Genomic DNA, 17215 nt, shown 5'->3' with positions numbered 1-17215 from the left:
CACCAGGACAGCCATGCCATCGCACGCCACACCTTCCCCCAGCCATTCCCTGCGCCTCGGCGCCGACCGCAAGGGCCTGCTGCTGGGCTTGATCGCCGTCGCCCTCTTCAGCCTGACCCTGCCCTTTACGCGGCTGGCCGTGGCCGAACTCGATCCCACCTTTGTCGCCCTGGGCCGGGCCTTGGTGGCCGCCTGCCTGGCCGGCCTGTGGCTGTGGCAGCAGCGCGCACCGCTGCCGCGCCGCGAACAATGGCTGCCGCTGGCCCTGGTGTCGCTGGGCTGCGTGGTGGGCTTCCCGTGGCTGACGTCGGTCGCCATGCGCAGCCTGCCCGCCTCGCACGGCGCCGTGCTGGTGGGCATTTTGCCGCTGGCCACCGCCGTGTTTGCCGTACTGCGCGGCAAGGAACGCCCTTCCCCGGGATTCTGGCTGATGGCCCTGCTCGGCACGGCTCTGGTGGTGGCGTTCGCGCTGCGCCAGGGCGGCGGCAGCTTCCACGTGGCCGACTGGCTGATCTTTGCCGCCGTGCTGTTGGCGGCACTCGGCTATGCGGAAGGCGGACGCCTGGCGCAAGCCATGCCGGGCCAGCATGTGATTTGCTGGGCGCTGCTGCTGGCCGTGCCTTTTGTCTTGCCCGTGGTCCTGTGGAACGCCTGGCCCCAGCGCGCGCTGATGGCGCAGGCCAGCGGCGCGGCGTGGCTGGGCTTTGCCTACATCTCCGTGTTTTCCATGTTTATCGGCTTCTTTTTCTGGTACCGGGGCATGGCGCTGGGGGGCGTGGCGCGCGTGGGACAGACGCAGCTGCTGCAGCCCTTCCTCACCTTGCTGGGCGCCGCCGTGCTGCTGAACGAGCCATTGACGGGCGAAAGCCTGCTGTTTGCCGGCGCCGTGATCGCCGTGGTGGCCATCGGGCGCAAGCTGAAGTAAGGTTTCTTGACGCCCATTTGCAACGCCGTTGCGCGTGCACATGGGCACGGCGGCGTGCAAGCCGTACAATACCGCAGCACCATGGCGACGCCTATCCGGCGCCGCTTGCGAACGCACCGCCACAAGCGGGCCAACAAATCCAGCCGGCGCAGCTCGGCATCTTCTGTGAGACTCGTATGAAAATTGAAAATCCGAATCCGATCCAATGGCGCTTTGCCGAACGCGCGGAACAGCTGCAAAGCTCGTTCATCCGCGAAATCCTGAAGATCACGCAGCGTCCCGAGATCATCTCGTTTGCCGGCGGCCTGCCCTCGCCCGCCACCTTCCCCGTGGAAGAAATGAAGATCGCCTTCGACAAGGTCCTGTCGAACAATGGCAAGGTGGCCCTGCAATACGGCCCGACCGACGGCTACCTGCCGCTGCGCCAGTGGATCGCCGACTCGCTGTCGGGCAATGGCAGCACCATCCTGCCGGAACAGGTGCTGATGACGTCCGGCTCGCAGCAGGCGCTGGACTTGCTGGGCAAGGTCCTGATCGACGAAGGCAGCAAGGTGCTGGTAGAAACCCCCAGCTACCTGGGCGCCCTGCAGGCATTCTCCGTCTACCGTCCCGAATTCGTTTCCGTCGATACCGATGACGAAGGCCTGGTGCCATCGTCGATCAACCCCGTCGCCGATGGTGCCCGCCTGTTGTATGCGCTGCCGAACTTCCAGAACCCGACGGGCCGCAGCCTGTCCGTGGCGCGCCGCGTGGAGCTGGTGGAAACCTGCGCCCACCACGGCCTGCCGCTGATCGAGGATGATCCGTACGGCGCCCTCAGCTACAGCGGCGAGCCGTATCCGAAGATGATCAACATGAATCCGGACGGCGTGATCTACATGGGTTCGTTCTCGAAAGTGCTCACGCCCGGCATCCGCCTCGGCTACGTGGTGGCGCCGATGCCGCTCGTGCGCCGTCTGGAACTGGCCAAGCAGGCGGCCGACCTGCACACGTCGCAGCTGACGCAGATGGTCGTGCATGAAGTGATCAAGGATGGCTTCCTGGACCGGCACATCCCCAGCATCCGCAGCCTGTATGGCAACCAGTGCCAGGCCATGCTGTCGGCGCTGGAAGAGCACTTCCCGGCCGGCGTCACGTGGACGAAGCCGGAAGGCGGCATGTTCATCTGGGTCACCCTGCCGAAACACATCGACGCGATGAAGCTGCTTGATGAAGCCATCGCCAACAAGGTCGCCTTCGTGCCGGGCGCGCCGTTCTACGCGAACACGCCGGACACGCACACTCTGCGCCTGTCGTTCGTGACGGTGCCGCCGGAACGCATCCGCGAGGGCATCGCCATCCTGGGCAAACTGATCGCCGCAAAAATGTAATTGCACTCTCCACGCCCCGCTTGCCGCGGGGCGTGTCCCCCGCTGCCCCGCACCAGGGGCACGCGTCTTTTCCGCCTAAAAACCGCTTTCATGATAGCAATTGCGTGTATTTATTTTTAAAAATATCATAAAAATAATACTTTCATTGCTCGCGTAACATCGATTTTTTCACCCAAAAAAATGGCGAGGCGGTATGATTTGACGGCTGTATCAGATTTGAACCCGGTCAGCATCACCGAATATGCAGCAAACGCAGGCAGCGCAGAGTACATCGAGAAGGCCGGAAGCAATGAGTCCAGGCAGTGTGGAGCATTCCCAGCGGCATGAAGCCGCCATTTTGATTGTCGACGATGCGCCGGCCAACCTTGAGCTGCTGCGCAAGCTGATGAGCGAACAGGGTTATCAAACCTATGTCGCCACGTCCGGCGAGCGGGCGCTGGCGATCGCCCAGCGCGCCCAGCCCGACCTGATCCTGCTCGACGTGCTGATGCCAGACATGGACGGCATCGAAACGTGCCGCCGCCTCAAGCAGCATCCGCTGACGCAGCGCATCCCCGTCATCTTCATGAGCGCCAAGACGGAAACGGAAGACGTGGTGGCCGGTCTCGACTGCGGCGCCGTCGACTACATCAGCAAGCCGCTCCGCATGGCCGAAGTGTGTGCGCGCGTGCGCGCCCAGCTGAAAATCCGCAGCAATAATGAAACCCAGCAGGAACAGGCCGAGCGTCTGCGCACCATCGTCAACAACATGGCCGAGGGCTTGCTGATCATCGAGGCCGATGGCCGCATCCAGTACACCAACCCGGCCTGCGACCAGTACCTTGGCTACCGCGAAAACGAACTGGCCGGGCGCTTCATCGGCGAGCTGCTCAGCCCCCTCGTGACGCAAGAATACCTCGATTACTTCGCCATGCACGCGGCCAATCCGGAAAAGGCGCACAACCACGGCACGCGCGAAGTGGCGATCCGCCACCGCAACGGCGCGGCGCTGAGCATGGACCTGACCCTGACGCCCATGTATCTGCGCCAGCCCCTGTATATCGGCCTGCTGCACGACATCACGCACCACAAGCAGTCGGAAGACGCGCTGCAGCGCGCCGCCTATCTCGACCCGCTGACGCAGATCGCCAACCGCCGGCATTTCGACAGCTTCCTTGAAAAAGAATGGCAGCGCGCCGTGCGCGGCGGCGGCGCCCTGTCGCTGGTGGTGCTCGACGTCGACCACTTCAAGCTGTACAACGACAGCCTGGGCCACCCGGCCGGCGACCTCTGCCTGCAGCAGGTGGCGCAGGCGATCGCCGCCCACGCCAGCCGCTCCGGCGACCTGGCGGCCCGCTACGGCGGCGAGGAATTCGTCTTGCTGTTCGCCGACACGGATGCCGACAGCGCCCTGCACCTGGCCGAGGCCATCCGCGCCGGCATCGAGGCGCTGCAACTGCCGCACCCGCGCTCAAGCACGTCGCCATGGATCACCGTCAGCATCGGCGTGGCCACCATCCGCCCGCACCAGCTGGACGACCGCGAAGCCCTGTTCGTCGCCGCCGACCGCGCCCTGTACGTGGCCAAGGAAGCGGGCCGCAACCAGGTCCGCGCCACGCACTCGGGCAGCACGGCCTGGGAAACGGTCAAGGCACTAGTGTTACGTTAAGGCTTGAAATACAACGCAAGATACGGCGAACCGGGAGTAGGCCCACGCCCCACGCAAAGGGACTCCGGGCCAAGCGGGCCTGAAAAATGTCGAGGGCAAGGCGCAGCGACGCAGACAGTACGAATGTACGGCAAGGAAGCTGCAACGCCGCCATCGGCATTTTCTCAGGCCCGCGTCTCCGGCCCGCCATTCTTAAAACTGATCAAAACTTACGCGACACACTCAACTTCGCATTGCGCCCCACGCCGGTAACCGCTTCGCTCAGGTAGGGCATGTAATTGCGGTTGAAAACATTATCAACCGTCAGCCGCACCTCCGTGCCGCGCCACACGCCTTGCCGGCCAATCCACGACGCAAACACGGTATGCAGCGCATAGCCTTTCGATGGCGGCAGGCGGTACACATTCCCCACCGGCAAGACGCGCTCCTGCTTCGCCACGAAACGTCCCTGCCAGCCGATGCTGGCGCCAAGGTCGGGCATGCGCCAGCCCAGGCCCGCCATCAACTTATCGGGCGCGATGGTCGACACGGGTTCGTCCTGGCCCCACGGGTCGCGCTGGGAACCGGTGCGCGTGCCGCGCTGCTTCGACAGCGAGGCGCTGGCAAACAGGCGTGGCGAGTTGTAATAGGACTCGACCTCCACCCCCTGCGTGCGGAAACCGGCCAGGTTGCGGTAGGACGACAGGGCCGGCGGCACCTTGCCCGATCCCGGCACATAGCCTTCGATCAGGATGCCCAGGCGCGGACCGATATTGTCGCTGACGCGGTTCTGGTACGCCGTCAGGCGCAGCTGCACGTCGTCGCGTTCCATGAACACGTTTTGCCGATGCAGCATGACGCCCGTGCGCACGGCCGTCACCCGTTCGACGGCCAGGTCGCGGCTGGTACCCGGCGTCGATGAACCGAGCCTGGACGACACATAATATTCATTCGAATACATCTCGTCGATCGTCGGCGCGCGCCAGCTGCGGCTCAAGTCGCCGAACAAGGCCAGCGTGCTGGATGCCTTCCAGAACAGGCCCAGGCGCGGCGACCAGTCTTCGTGCGCCTTTTCGCTGAAGTCGTGGCCAGCCGCCGCCAGCGGGCTGTTGTAGCGCGACGCCTTGTTCGGCACGCCCTCGGAAACGACTCTGTCGTGGCGCAGGGCCGCCGTCACCGTCACGTCGCCATACGTCATCGCATCCTGCAGATACAGGCCCGTGGTTTCCTGGCGCCCGGCCGGCATGTAATAGGGCTGGAAGTAGCCGTAGTTGTAGCTGGGGTCCTTCAGCGCCGTCGACGACGGGTAGTACATCAGAGTGTCGCGCACGTTCTTGTGCCATTGCAGGCCCGTCAGCAGCACGTGCGACACGGCGCCCGTGCTAAACACGCTTTCGTTGCGCACCTCGGCGATGCGGTCCACATACGAAGCCCAGCTCTCGTTGCCCAGTGACCCCAGGTAGGAACCGAGCGACGCGGAGGGCAGGCGCTTGTCATGCTGGTCCGTGTGCGAATAGCCGGCGCTGGCCGTCAGCTTGATCCATCGGTTATTCTGCGGCGCGTACTGCCACTTCACGGAATACGTATCGTCGTCCTGGTCGCGGTACACGGCCTTGCGCTGCCACGCCTCTTCCAGTCCGTATTTTTTGATTTCCGCCTCGGTCGGCGTGGGCACGTCCTCGCCCATGGCGGCAAACGGGCCCCAGCCCGAACTGCCGCTCTTCATGGCCGTCAGGGTCAAGAGCTGCTCCGGCGTCAGCCGGATATTCAGCTTGGCCAAGCTCGATGGCGCGTCGATGGCGGAAAAGCGGAATGGCTTGCCATCGGGCTTGCGCAAATCGTCGGACTTGCGCTGCGTGGTGAAGGCCATCGCATCGAAGCGGCCATCTTCCGTGCGGCCGTAGACGGCCACGGTGGCGTCGTTTTCTGCATTGTTCGAGTGGCGCGAATACTTGAGCATGGCGCCCACTTTCTCGCCCCCTTCCAGCAAGTCCTGCGCATCCTTGGTCTCGACCGTGATGACGCCGCCGAAGCCGCCATTGCCATACAAGCTCGTATGCGCGCCCTTGTTCACTTCGATCTGCTTGATCAGTTCCGGCTCGATGAAGATGGAACCCTGGCGGTATTTCTCGAAGCCCTTGGGCACGCCATCGAGGATGACTTTCACGTCCTGCACCTTGTTGAAACCCCAGATATTGAGGCTCTGGCCGCTGGGACGGGCCGTACCGGCCAGGTCCACGCCGGGCAAGGTGTCGAGCAGGGACGCGACATTGTCGGCCTGCTGGCGTTCGATGTCGGCGCTGTTGATGTACGAGCGTCCGGCCGTGCCGGCGCTGATGGCGTCGCCGAACACGCTGATGGCGGGCATCTGCACGGCGTCGGCCTTCTCGGTCTTGTCGGCCATCGCCGCCGCCCACGCGTGGCCGTGCGCGCCACCCAATGCCAGCGCCAGCGCGGCGGCCAGCGGGGTCAATCGTTGTTTGCTGCTGCTCTTCATCGCTATCCTTGCCTGGGTTTGCTTGCTGCTCGATGCTTGTGGAATGAAAAAATGCAGGGGCAGAGGACAGCGGTGCACGATCAAGCGGCGGCGTTGAAGGAAGCGTTGTGGCGGAACTCTGCCCGCGCGGACACGCCGCCGGCGCATGGCCGGCGGCGCACTGCAGTCACCGGGATAAGTTGCCTTAGTGAAATGCGGAACACATCATATATCGGATGCGAATGATTCGCAATACGATTTAATAACTAGCTATTCCGGATAGCCGGTGATGTCGGCGATCTCGCGGTACAGGGGCTGCAGCCGCGCATACATCTTCTGGTACACGCGCCGATACAGCTGCTCGTAGATCTTGCGGTGCTCGGGATGGGGCTGGAATACCTTGCCCTTGCGCGTCATCGCCTGCACGGCGGCGGGGAAATCCGCGTGCCAGCCCAGACCCACGCTGGCGGCGATGGCCGCGCCCAGGCCCGAACTTTCATACACGTGGGCGCGCGCGGCCGGCAAGCCGAAGATGTCGGCCGTCAGCTGCATGGCGGCGTCGCTTTGCGAACCACCGCCCGCGATGCGCAGCTCCGTGATCGCGATGCCGCTGCGCCGCTCGATGCGCTCCTTGCCTTCGCGCAGCGCATACGCGAGGCCTTCGAGAATGGCGCGGTAGATGTGCGCGCGCGTGTGCACGTCGCCAAAACCGATCATGGCGCCCTTCGCTTCCGGCCCCGGCACCTTGATGCCGGGACTCCAGTACGGCTGCAGCATCAGGCCCATGGAACCGGGCGGCACGGCGTCGACCAGGCGGTCGAACAAGGCTTCGGCGGACAAGCCCGTGCCATCTTCGGCCGCCGCCGCCCGTTCGCGGTCGCCGAACTGCTCCTTGAACCAGTTGACCATCCAGTAGCCGCGGAAAATCTGCACTTCCGTGCTGTAGGCGCCCGGCATGGCGGCCGGATACGGCGGAATGAAGCGCGTCACTTCCACGTACTTGCGGTTGGTCGTATTGATGGTGGCCGTGGTGCCGTAACTCAGACAGGCCACGTGCGGTTCGACGCAGCCGGCGCCCAGCACTTCGCAGGCCTTGTCGGCGGCGGCCGCCAGCAAGGGCGTGCCTTCCAGGATGCCCGTCGCCGCGGCGGCCGATGCCGTGATGGCGCCCATTCGCGTGCCCGGCGCCACCAGTTCCGGCAGCATCGAGCGTTGAATTGCCAGCGCCTGCCACTTCCAGTCGAAGCGCCCGGCCCACGCATGGCGCTTGTAGTCGAACGGGATGTACGCCACTTGCGAGCCCGTCGAATCGATGTATTTTCCGCAGAGGCGGTGGTTCAAAAAGCCCGACAGCAGCAGGAATTTGTGCGTGCGGCGCCAGACGTCGGGCTGGTGCGCGCTGATCCAGTTGATCTCGGCCTCGCGGCGAAAGTACGTGATCGTGCCGTCGAGGCGCGTGGCGCGGAAGGCGGCGCGCCACCATGGCGCCAGCGGGGGAATGTCGCGCGTGCTGCGCTGGTCCAGCCAGGTGATGGCGGGCCGCAAGGGCTGGCCCTCTTCATCCACGTTGACGACCGTGCCGCGCTGCGTCGTCACGGCCACGCCGGCCACCAAGGATTTATTGATGTCCGTGCCGCGCCACAGCTGCTGGCACGCTGCGCACACGGCTTGCCAGTAGCCGTCGGCGTCATGCTCGGCCCAGCCGGGGTGATCGGAATAGTACGCTTCGAGGAACACTTGCGCCTTTGCCGCCAGATTGCCATCGCGGTCGAACAGCAGCGCGCGCACGCTTTGCGTGCCATTGTCGATGGCGAGAATGTACGGCCCGGGGCCGGCTGCGCTGGCCATAGCTTATGCCAGGCTGGCCAGCGCAGCGCGCAGCGCGGCCAGCAGCGCTTGCGGATCCTTGTCCGGCCGCGCGCTGAAGACCGGCGCTTCCCAGTCCTGGCCCCGCACGGCCACCACGCGCAAGCGTCCCTGTTCGTTCCATGCCGGATACCAGCCCACGTCGACGATGTCGCCATTCGCGCACGTGATTTGTAGCAGGTCTTCGCCCAGGTCGTCGACGAGGACGTCCACGCTCTGGCGCAAGTCCAGCGGCGACAGGCTGTCGTAGGTGATGCGCGCGTCGCCCAGTTCCAGGGGCTGGCCAAACAGGATGGTGTCGATGATGCTCTCCTTTTTTATGGTTTTCATTCACCCTGCGGCACGCTGTAATGGCGGCGCCACAGGGCCAGGTAGCGCTGCTGCTCTTCTTCCCAGCGCGCGTCGTCCCAGCCCAGTTCACGCTGGCAGATGGCGCGCAGGCGCGGCATGATAGCAAGCGCGCCGCCGGCCAGCTGCAAACCGAGGCGCGTGCGCCGCAGCAGCAAGTCGTCCAGGTGCTGCACGTCTTCCATGCGCGCGCCCCAGCGCAGCTGCGCCCACAGGGTCTGCGTGCCGGGAATCGGCGCCAGTTCGCCATCGTGCGCCGCATCGCACAGCGCCTGCGCCCCCGCGCCATGACGGCCCAGCAGCCGTTCGCGCTGTTCGGCATCTAGCGCCAGGGCCTTGCCCGACAACGGTGGCGTGGCATCGAAAATCGGCAAGGGCCGCAAATCCGCCTGCCAGCCCGGCAGCAGCGGCGCGGCGCGGCGCAATGCGTCGAGGGCGATCACCCGAAACGTCGTCAGCTTGCCGCCCGCCACCGTCAGCAAGCCGTTTTCCAGCCATAGCGCATGTTCGCGCGCTTCCTTCGACGGGTCAAGCTGGCCGCTGCCGATCACGGGACGCACGCCGGCAAACGTGGCCAGCACATCGCCTTCGCCCAGCGCCAGTTGCGGGAACTGCCACTGCAAGGCGGCCAGCAGATACGCAAGTTCGCCGCGCGTGATGGCCGGCTCCACGTCCAGGCTGGCGCCGTGGTCGACATCGGTGGTGCCCACCAGGGTCACACCCTCCCACGGATAGGCAAACACGGGGCGGCCATCATGCGGGTGCATCAGGCTGACGGCTTGCGCCAGCGGCAGCCGCCAGGCGGGCAGCAGCAGATGGCTGCCGCGCAGGGGCCGCAGTTTCGGCGTTTCTCCGACTTGCCCGCGCAAGGCGTCGGCCCAGGCGCCCGTGGCGCTGATCACCAGGCGCGCACGCACAGTGAATGCCCTGCCATCGAGCGCATCGGTCAAGGTGGCGCCGGCGACCTTGCCACCGTCGCGCAGCAAGGACGCCACGCCCAGGTAATTGACGGCCACGCCGCCATGGCGGCGCGCTTCCTGCAGCACGCGCAGCACCAGGCGCGCATCGTCCGTCTTCGCGTCCTGGTACAGCATGCCGCCCTGCAGGCCGTCGCGCCGGATATGCGGCGCCAGCATGGCGAAATCCGCCGCGTCGACATAGCGGCGCGCGCGCCGGCCCGCCATCATGTCGTAGATGGCCAGGCCCAGCATGAACTGGCGCCGCCCCGGTTTCCTGCCCGTGTAGTCGCCAAAGGCAAATCCTTGCGGCTCGACCAGCCCGGCCGCATCCGTCAGCAAGGCTACCCGCTCGTGCACCGATTCGCGCGTCAGCGCGAACTGGCCCTGCTTCAAATAGCGCAAGCCGCCATGCACGAGCTTCGAGGAGCGGCTCGACGTGCCCCAGGCGAAATCGCGCTGCTCCACCAGCAGCGCCGTCAAACCGCGCCGCGCCGCTTCCAGCAAGATGCCGGCGCCTGTGATGCCGCCGCCGACGATCAGCACGTCCCACTTGCGCGCCAGGAGGCCGGGCAAATCGTCCCTGTTCACAATCCGCTGCCCGCGTCAGGCAGCAGTTTGCCCGGATTCATCATGCCCTGCGGATCGAACTGGCGCAGCAGCGCGCGCATGGCGGCGATGCCCAGCTCTCCCTTTTCGGCCGCCAGCCACGGCGCGTGGTCCGTGCCCACGCCGTGCTGGTGGCTGATGGTGCCGCCGTTGGCGACAATGGCGGCGCCGGCCGCGTCTTTCAGGGCACGCCAGCGCGCCATGTTTTCTTCATACGTGGCCGCCAAGCGATACACATAGGTGGTGTAGACGCTGGCGCCCTGCGCGTACACATGCGACAGATGCGTGTATGCGTGCACCTGCTCGCCATGCGCGGCCAGCGCATTGGCGCCCGCCTGCTCGAGCGCCGCCATCATCGGGGCCACGCGGGGCCAGTCGACGGCCGTCTCCACCGTGTCGATCACATAGCCGTGCTCCCACGCGCCGTTGCGCAGGTAGACGTTGCGAAAACGCCCCTGCTTCCATTTGTCGCCCATGTGCCGCCCCACGTGCACGCCGCCATGCCGCCGCGCCAGCGCCAGGGCGCCGCGCAGGGCCGCACGGGCCAGTTTTTCCTCTCCGCTGACGCCCAGCATCAGCATGCACTTGCCGTCGCCGCAGCCGCGCAGCGACAAATAACGTTCCAGCAGTCCCACCAGTTTCTTGTGCCCGGCCAGGGTCAGCATGGTTTGCGTTTCCAGGGCGTTCGACAGGCGCAGCATGCACAAGGGCAGGCGCGACTGGGCCAGCGCCCGCACGGCCGCCTGCGCCGGGCCCCAATCCGCAAAGAACACGGCATGGAACGCCTCGTATGGCGGCAGCGGCGAGACGCGCACCGTCGCCTGCGTCAGGATGCCCAGCCGCCCTTCGGAGCCAAGCACCATTTCGCGCAGGTCGATGCCTGCCGCCGAAGCGGGAAACGTGGGGATGCGCAAGGTGCCGGCCGGCGTTTCCACTTCGCCCCCCGCTAACAGCTGCTCGATGCGGCCGTAGCGCAACGATTGCTGGCCCGACGAGCGCGTGGCGATCCAGCCGCCCAGGGTCGAATACTCGAACGACTGCGGATAGTGGCCCAGCGTGTAGCCATGCGCGCGCAGCTGCGCTTCCAGGTCGGGGCCATACACGCCCGCGCCGAAAGTGGCCAGCTGCGCTTCGCGGTCCAGGTGGCCCAGCGCGCACAGGCGCGCGAGGCTGACCGACAGCACGGGGCGCGGTCCCGCCGCTACCGTCAAATGCCCGGCCACGCTGGTGCCGCCACCATACGGGATGACGGCCACGCAGGCCTGGCGCGCATACGCGAGCAGCTGGCGCACCTGCAGCGCGCTGTCGGGAAAGGCCACGCCATCGGGCACCGCGCCGATGCGGCCATGGCGCAATTTGAACCAGTCGGGCAGGCTTTGGCCGAGCGCATGGCGCACGCGCGTGGCAGGCTGGGTGTCGATCAGCGGATGCGGCGCCAGGCGCGAAGCGGGTACTTGCGCGCAGGCGTCGTCGAAGGTGGCATCGACGATGCCGCTGCCAGGCCCCAGGCGCTCGCGCAAAAACGCCAGCGCGTCCCCGCTCAGCGCATACGTGATGCTCTCGTCTCCCCAGCCATTCCAGCGTTGCATCGACATCCCCTATATTCGGCCAGTTGCGCGCCACGGCGGCTTGCTATACTGTTCTTGCCTGATTTTCTTGCTAGATCAATAGCATATGCCGCCACAGACGAAGGGTATTGGTTTTTCATGACAATCGCATTGTTCCATCATGACAAGCACTGACGGCCGGGTCGCCGGCGCCTATCTGCTGCCGCTGCTCGAAGCGGCCGGCGCGCACGGCATCGATGGCGTCACCCTGGCGCAAGCGGCCGGCGTGGCGCCGCACAGCCTGGAAGCGTCCACGCCCGGCCTGGCCGCGCGCGACTACGTGCGCCTGCTCGATGCGGGCGCGATGCTGGCGGGCGATGCGCATTTCGGCCTGCACGTGGGCCAGCGGGTGCGCATGGGCACGTACAGCGCCTATGGCTTGATCTTACTCAGCTGCAGCAACGTGGGCCAGGTGCTGGAACAGACGGCCCGCTATGAACGGCTGGCGCACGACCTGGGCCAGTCGGCCCTGCAGCGCGATGGCGCCGTCGCGCACTACCGCTGGACCAGCAACTACCCGGGCGCCAGCCGGCACCTGGTCGACAGCGTCTTTGCCGGCATCCGTGTCAGCGGCGACTGGCTGGCCGGCATGCCGCTGCCGCCGGCCAAACTGGCATTCACCCACGATGGCGGCGGCGACTTGCTGCGCCACGCGGCCCACCGCGACGAATACGTGCGCGTGCTGGGCAGCCTGCCCGCCTTTGGCGCGGGTGCCAACACGGCCACTTTCGACGCGCAATTGCTGGACTGGCCCGTGCCGAACGCCGACGTCAGCCTCTACCCCGTGCTGTGCCAGCATGCGGAACAGTTGCTGGCGCAGCGCGAGGCTGAAACGGACACTGGCGGCGCCATCGACGCGCAAGTGCATGCAGCCATCGTGGCGGGCTTGCGCCAGGGCTCGGCGCGGCTGGCCACCGTTGCCGCCGCATTGGCCGTGACGCCGCGCACCTTGCAGCGCAAGCTGGCCGACGCGGGCACCAGCTTCCAGGCCCTGCTGGACCAGGCCAGATACGGCCTGGCACGCGACTATCTGCGCGAGCCCCATTTGTCGCTGGTCGACATCGCCTTCCTGCTCGGCTACCAGGAACAAAGCGCGTTCAACCACGCGTTTCGCACCTGGGCGGGCACCAATCCCGGTGCATGGCGGCTGCAGGAAATCCTTGACAGGCAGCAAGCCCCATAGACGTGCGCGGGGCATGTACACCGCGTTTTCTCGCTATACTGGCAAAGTCAGATTTTCCACGATCACTCCAACCCGCAATGCAAAGGATTAATATGCAACTCAAAGACAAAGTCGCACTGATTACCGGCGCCGCCAGTGGCATCGGCAAGGAAATGGCCATCGAATACGCAAAACAGGGCGCCAAGGTCGTCATCGCCGACCTGGTCCTGGAAGCGGCCAGCAAGACGGCCGAGGAAATCAAGCAGTCGGGCGGCCAGGCGTTTTCCGTCGCCATGGATGTCTCGAGCGAAGAACAGGTCGACAAGGGCGTGGCCGATGCCGTGGCCCACTTCGGCGGCATCGATATCCTGATCAGCAATGCGGGCATCCAGATCATCAGCCCCGTCGTCGACTACCCGTTCGAGCAATGGAAAAAGATGCTGGCCATTCACATGGACGGCGCCTTCCTCACCACGCGCGCCTGCATGCGCGAAATGATCAAGGCGGGCCGCGGCGGCGCCATCATCTACATGGGTTCCGTGCACTCGCACGAAGGCTCGCCGTTCAAGAGCGCCTACGTGGCCGCCAAGCACGGCTTGCTGGGCCTGGCCAAGGTGGTAGCCAAGGAAGGCGCGAAAGACGGCATCCGCGCCAACGTCATCTGCCCGGGCTTCGTGCGCACGCCGCTGGTCGACAAGCAAATCCCCGAACAGGCGGCCCAGCTGAACATCAGTGAAGAAGACGTGATCAAGAAAGTGATGCTGAAAGACACCATCGACGGCGAATTCACCACCACGCAAGACGTGGCGCAAACGGCCGTCTTCCTGGCCGCGTTCCCGTCGACGGCACTGAGCGGCCAATCGATTGTCGTCAGCCACGGCTGGCATATGCAGTAAACACGCAGCGTCTCCGGCAGGCGGCGCCGTCCGCCTGTATCACCGCATCTGAAAGTTCCCAATTGCAAGACAACATTTACCGCCACCCGCGCGCGGGCTGGCCGGGGCGGCTCTTTGCCGCGCTCGCCAATTGCACGCGCTTTGCCAAGGTGCGCCAGGCCGTCATGTCGCGCCTGCCCTTCCTGACACTGCACAGCGACGTGCGCGACGTCGTCTACGTGAGCTGGCTGGTCGACGCCGAGGCCGCGCAGCGGCTGCTGCCTGCGGGCGTGACCCTGTGGCAACGCGGCGGCAAGACACCATTCACGGTGCTGACCTACCGCCACGGGCATTTCGGCCCGTCCCTGCTCGGTCCCTTACGCAAGCTGCTGCCGTCGCCGCTGCAGAGCAACTGGCGCTTGTACCTGGACCACACGCCAGCGGGTGCGCCAGCCGTGCCCTGCGTGTATTTCTTGAAAAATATCATGGACAGCTTGCCCCATGCGCTGGGCACGCGGCTGTTCAGCGACATCTTGCCGACGCACCTGGCCGCCGGCATGACGCATGAGGTGACGGCCACGCAGGCCCGCTGCAGTATTGCCAGCGGCGCCGGCAGCGCCCCGCTGCTCGACGTGCAGGCGGACATCACGGCTGAGCATGGCCTTGATGCCGACTGGCAAGCGCTGTTCGGCAACTGGCGCGACGCCGTCGCCTTTCTCGCCTGCCAGGATGCGGCCATCGCGCACGTGCCGCGCAACGGCAAGCTCGTCTTTGGCGAAATCGACTTGCCCGTCGATGTGGATCAAGTGCAGGCGCTGACGGCCTTGCGCGCCGACTGCGGCTTGCTGGGCCAGTTGCCGCCCCTGTCAACCCCGTTTGCCTTTCTCGTGCCCGAGGTTGCCTTCAAGGCGCTGTCAGAGCGTCTGCTGTAGCGCGGCGGCGCTCGGGTGGACGTACAGGCGCGGCCTGGCCGCCGCGCCGTCGTTCCAGCTTGAACAGGGCCATCGCCTGCTCCAGCTGCAAGGTCTGGTCTTGCAGCGACGCCGAGGCGGCCGCCGATTCCTCGACCAGCGCCGCGTTCTGCTGCGTCACTTCATCCATCTGCGTGACGGCCATGTTGACCTGGCCGATGCCGTGGCTTTGCTCGCGCGAAGCCGAGGCGATCTCTTCCATGATGCCGTGCACGCCCTGCACGGCGCCCAGCATCTCGGCGCTGCTGGCGCCCGCCTGCTGCGCCAGCTTCGCGCCCGCCTGCACCTGCTCCAGCGATGCCGTGATCAATTGCTTGATTTCCGTGGCGGCCGCCGCGCTGCGGTGCGCCAGGCTGCGCACTTCGCCCGCCACGACGGCAAAGCCGCGACCCTGGTCGCCCGCGCGCGCCGCTTCCACGGCCGCGTTCAAAGCGAGGATATTCGTCTGGAAGGCAATGCCTTCGATAATGCCCGTAATGTCGCCGATCTTCTTCGATGAAGCGTTAATGTCCGCCATCATGTTCACCATCTGACCGACGAGTTCGCCACCGCGCCCGGCCAGGCCGTGGACCTTGCCCGCCATGTCGCTCGCCTGCACGGCGTTGCCGCTGTTTTGCTGCACCGTGGCCGCCAGCTGCTCCATGCTCGACGCCGTCTGCTGCAGGGCCGACGCCTGCGCTTCCGTGCGGCCCGACAAGTCCATATTGCCGGCGGCGATTTCCTGGCTGGCCATGCTGATGCGCAGGAAATTGCCGCGCACGTCGCCAACGATGGAGTGCAAATTCACGCGCAGCTGGCGCAAGGAACGCAGCAGCTGCCCCATCTCGTCGCGCCGTGTCGTGTCGAGCTCGCCCGTCAAGTCGCCGCCCGCCATCACGTCACAGGCCTGGCGCGCCTGCTGCAACGGTTGCAGCACGGCGCGGTGCAAACTGTGCCAGAAATACAGGGTCGCGCACAGGGCCAGCACGGACAGGCCCGTCAGCCAGCCGCCAGCGCCGGCCGGTAGCACGCCCGTATTCCACGCCAGCTGCAGCAGCAATACCAGGCTCAGCAAGCCCAGATTCCAGCCGATGCGCTTGCCCAGCGGCAGGTCGCGCAAGCTCGCCAGCCTGGCCAGCCAGCCCGTGCGCACGGCCGCGCCCTGGCTGATGACGATGCCGTCGGCCTGCCCCGCCCTGATGCGCGCGTACAGGGCGGACGCCTGCGCCACCTGCTGGCGCGTCGGCTTGGTGCGCACGGACATGTAGCCGACGGCCACGCCATCCTCGACCACCGGCGTCACGTTCGCCAGCACCCAGTAGTAATCGCCATTCTTGCAGCGGTTTTTCACCATGCCGCTCCACGAGCGCCCCGAGCGGATGGTGGCCCAGAAATCGGCAAACGCTTCGACCGGCATGTCCGGATGCCGGAGGATGTTTTGCGGCGCACCGATCAATTCTTCCGCGCTGTAACCGCTGACGGCGATGAAATACGGGTTGGCATAGGTGATATTGCCTTGCAAGTCGGTAGTCGAGACGATGGTCTCGGTATCGCTCAAATTGATTTCGGTATCGCTGACGGGAAGATTGAGTCGCATGGTCGGATCCTTGGCTGTAGCCCTTGCTGGCACGGGGGAACGGTCAAATGCGGCACGGCAGCAAGCCGGCTGCAATCTGCACCGATACATTAATTTTAATATTTAATTATTAATTTAAATCGGCAATTTTCACGGAGGAGATTGCCTTGTGGATCTGCAAATATTGCAGACGGCGGCGTGGCCGCAGGGGATGGCAGGAATGATGCCGGAACAGCGTGGCTGTCCCGGCGGAAAGACGTTTAACGGGGCACGTAGCGCCAGTTGCCGCTCTCGAGCATGAAGGTCAGTTCCGTCTTGATGGCTTCCGGACGGCTCGGCACGCTCAATTCCGTATCGCATGCGAGGTAGCCCGTCTTGCGCTTGACGTCGCATTCGTTGACGGCCTTGACCTGCATGGTGCTTTGCGCTTCCTGCATCTGCACGTCCTTGGCCGCTTCCGGATTGCGCGCCACTTCTTCCTTGGCCCAGGCACGTATCATCGCTTGCGCCTCGGCCGGCGACGGTCCCGCGAACTTGGCGTCCTTGCGCTCGACGCCGACCCAGGTTCCACCCTCGTTACGCAAGGGCAGCACATTAAAACCATCGCGCATGCCGGCGCTCATGCCCACCAGGCACACCACTTCGCCCGGCACTTCCTGCGAGTCCTGGCAGCCGGCCAGGCTGGTGACCTTGATGACGAACGGCATGCTTGACTGCGTCTTCGCTTGTGTCTTGGCCACGCCCGCCTGCACGGCGGCGTGAATTTGGTCGAGCGTGGGCATGGTGGCGGCATGGGCCGGCAGGGCGGCGAACAGGGCGGCGGCGGTCAGGGCGATGGAAGTCAGGCGCATGAGTATCAAAAGTAGTG

At 65.6% G+C, this 17215-nt stretch carries 13 protein-coding genes; 6 read left to right on the top strand and 7 right to left on the bottom strand.

The annotated features are described in order from the left end of the window. The first annotated feature begins 13 nt into the window (after window positions 1–13). The 3 genes from OPV09_RS10600 (at window position 14) to OPV09_RS10590 (ending at window position 3943) form a co-directional block, all read left to right on the top strand. Window positions 14–925, top strand: a complete 912-nt coding sequence (locus OPV09_RS10600) for a DMT family transporter (protein WP_338681594.1) — start codon at window positions 14–16, stop codon at window positions 923–925. A 176-nt stretch (window positions 926–1101) separates the two neighbouring features. Continuing rightward, the gene (locus OPV09_RS10595; protein WP_338681593.1) at window positions 1102–2295 is read left to right on the top strand and encodes a PLP-dependent aminotransferase family protein; all 1194 of its coding nucleotides are present in this window, start codon (window positions 1102–1104) and stop codon (window positions 2293–2295) included. A gap of 289 nt (window positions 2296–2584) precedes the next feature. Then, on the top strand, window positions 2585–3943 hold the full coding sequence (locus tag OPV09_RS10590; RefSeq protein ID WP_034758415.1) for a diguanylate cyclase: 1359 nt from the start codon (window positions 2585–2587) through the stop codon (window positions 3941–3943). Window positions 3944–4145: 202 nt separating this feature from the next. Here OPV09_RS10590 and OPV09_RS10585 read toward each other — a convergent pair whose 3' ends face one another. From OPV09_RS10585 to OPV09_RS10565, 5 genes are all read right to left on the bottom strand, one after another. After that, window positions 4146–6419 carry a TonB-dependent hemoglobin/transferrin/lactoferrin family receptor gene (locus tag OPV09_RS10585; RefSeq protein ID WP_338681592.1) on the bottom strand — a complete coding sequence of 758 codons (2274 nt, stop codon included), beginning with the start codon at window positions 6417–6419 and terminating at the stop codon, window positions 4146–4148. Between the two features lie 249 nt (window positions 6420–6668). After that, window positions 6669–8246 carry an FGGY-family carbohydrate kinase gene (locus tag OPV09_RS10580; protein ID WP_338681591.1) on the bottom strand — a complete coding sequence of 526 codons (1578 nt, stop codon included), beginning with the start codon at window positions 8244–8246 and terminating at the stop codon, window positions 6669–6671. A gap of 3 nt (window positions 8247–8249) precedes the next feature. Next, a complete protein-coding gene (locus OPV09_RS10575) occupies window positions 8250–8594 on the bottom strand; it encodes a hypothetical protein (RefSeq protein ID WP_338681590.1) in 345 nt (114 codons plus the stop codon). After that, the gene (locus OPV09_RS10570) at window positions 8591–10159 is read right to left on the bottom strand and encodes a glycerol-3-phosphate dehydrogenase/oxidase (RefSeq protein ID WP_338681589.1); all 1569 of its coding nucleotides are present in this window, start codon (window positions 10157–10159) and stop codon (window positions 8591–8593) included. The genes OPV09_RS10575 and OPV09_RS10570 overlap by 4 nt, the downstream gene beginning before the upstream one ends. Continuing rightward, window positions 10156–11766: an FAD-binding oxidoreductase gene (locus OPV09_RS10565; RefSeq protein ID WP_338681588.1), complete on the bottom strand. Its 1611-nt coding sequence runs from the start codon at window positions 11764–11766 to the stop codon at window positions 10156–10158. The genes OPV09_RS10570 and OPV09_RS10565 overlap by 4 nt, the downstream gene beginning before the upstream one ends. 139 nt (window positions 11767–11905) lie before the next feature. Between OPV09_RS10565 and OPV09_RS10560 the strand changes: the two genes are divergently transcribed. The 3 genes from OPV09_RS10560 (at window position 11906) to OPV09_RS10550 (ending at window position 14753) form a co-directional block, all read left to right on the top strand. Then, window positions 11906–12967, top strand: coding sequence for an AraC family transcriptional regulator (locus OPV09_RS10560; protein WP_219329853.1), 1062 nt, complete (start codon window positions 11906–11908; stop codon window positions 12965–12967). Window positions 12968–13059: 92 nt separating this feature from the next. Then, on the top strand, window positions 13060–13842 hold the full coding sequence (locus OPV09_RS10555) for a 3-hydroxybutyrate dehydrogenase (protein ID WP_034758426.1): 783 nt from the start codon (window positions 13060–13062) through the stop codon (window positions 13840–13842). Window positions 13843–13904: 62 nt separating this feature from the next. Next, window positions 13905–14753, top strand: a complete 849-nt coding sequence (locus OPV09_RS10550) for a DUF2071 domain-containing protein (RefSeq protein ID WP_338681585.1) — start codon at window positions 13905–13907, stop codon at window positions 14751–14753. Here the strand turns inward: OPV09_RS10550 and OPV09_RS10545 are convergent. Together OPV09_RS10545 and OPV09_RS10540 are read right to left on the bottom strand one after the other, a co-directional pair. Further along, window positions 14725–16368 carry a methyl-accepting chemotaxis protein gene (locus OPV09_RS10545; RefSeq protein WP_338681584.1) on the bottom strand — a complete coding sequence of 548 codons (1644 nt, stop codon included), beginning with the start codon at window positions 16366–16368 and terminating at the stop codon, window positions 14725–14727. The genes OPV09_RS10550 and OPV09_RS10545 overlap by 29 nt on opposite strands. A gap of 239 nt (window positions 16369–16607) precedes the next feature. Next, the gene (locus tag OPV09_RS10540; protein WP_034758432.1) at window positions 16608–17198 is read right to left on the bottom strand and encodes a hypothetical protein; all 591 of its coding nucleotides are present in this window, start codon (window positions 17196–17198) and stop codon (window positions 16608–16610) included. Between the last annotated feature and the right edge of the window lie 17 nt (window positions 17199–17215).

The sequence above is a fragment of the Janthinobacterium sp. TB1-E2 genome (genome assembly GCF_036885605.1).
GTDB lineage: Bacteria > Pseudomonadota > Gammaproteobacteria > Burkholderiales > Burkholderiaceae_D > Janthinobacterium > Janthinobacterium aestuarii.
The sequence above is the reverse complement of the archived record's forward strand: the minus strand, read 5'-3'. Positions and strand labels throughout refer to the sequence as shown.

Bases quoted from the DNA above. Each gene is read 5' to 3' on its own strand.
- OPV09_RS10585 (WP_338681592.1), bottom strand. From the start codon at position 6,419: ATGAAGAGCAGCAGCAAACAACGATTGACCCCGCTGGCCGCCGCGCTG.
- OPV09_RS10575 (WP_338681590.1), bottom strand. From the start codon at position 8,594: ATGAAAACCATAAAAAAGGAGAGCATCATCGACACCATCCTGTTTGGC.
- OPV09_RS10590 (WP_034758415.1), top strand. From the start codon at position 2,585: ATGAGTCCAGGCAGTGTGGAGCATTCCCAGCGGCATGAAGCCGCCATT.
- OPV09_RS10560 (WP_219329853.1), top strand. From the start codon at position 11,906: ATGACAAGCACTGACGGCCGGGTCGCCGGCGCCTATCTGCTGCCGCTG.
- OPV09_RS10555 (WP_034758426.1), top strand. From the start codon at position 13,060: ATGCAACTCAAAGACAAAGTCGCACTGATTACCGGCGCCGCCAGTGGC.
- OPV09_RS10580 (WP_338681591.1), bottom strand. From the start codon at position 8,246: ATGGCCAGCGCAGCCGGCCCCGGGCCGTACATTCTCGCCATCGACAAT.
- OPV09_RS10595 (WP_338681593.1), top strand. From the start codon at position 1,102: ATGAAAATTGAAAATCCGAATCCGATCCAATGGCGCTTTGCCGAACGC.
- OPV09_RS10540 (WP_034758432.1), bottom strand. From the start codon at position 17,198: ATGCGCCTGACTTCCATCGCCCTGACCGCCGCCGCCCTGTTCGCCGCC.
- OPV09_RS10545 (WP_338681584.1), bottom strand. From the start codon at position 16,368: ATGCGACTCAATCTTCCCGTCAGCGATACCGAAATCAATTTGAGCGAT.
- OPV09_RS10600 (WP_338681594.1), top strand. From the start codon at position 14: ATGCCATCGCACGCCACACCTTCCCCCAGCCATTCCCTGCGCCTCGGC.
- OPV09_RS10565 (WP_338681588.1), bottom strand. From the start codon at position 11,766: ATGCAACGCTGGAATGGCTGGGGAGACGAGAGCATCACGTATGCGCTG.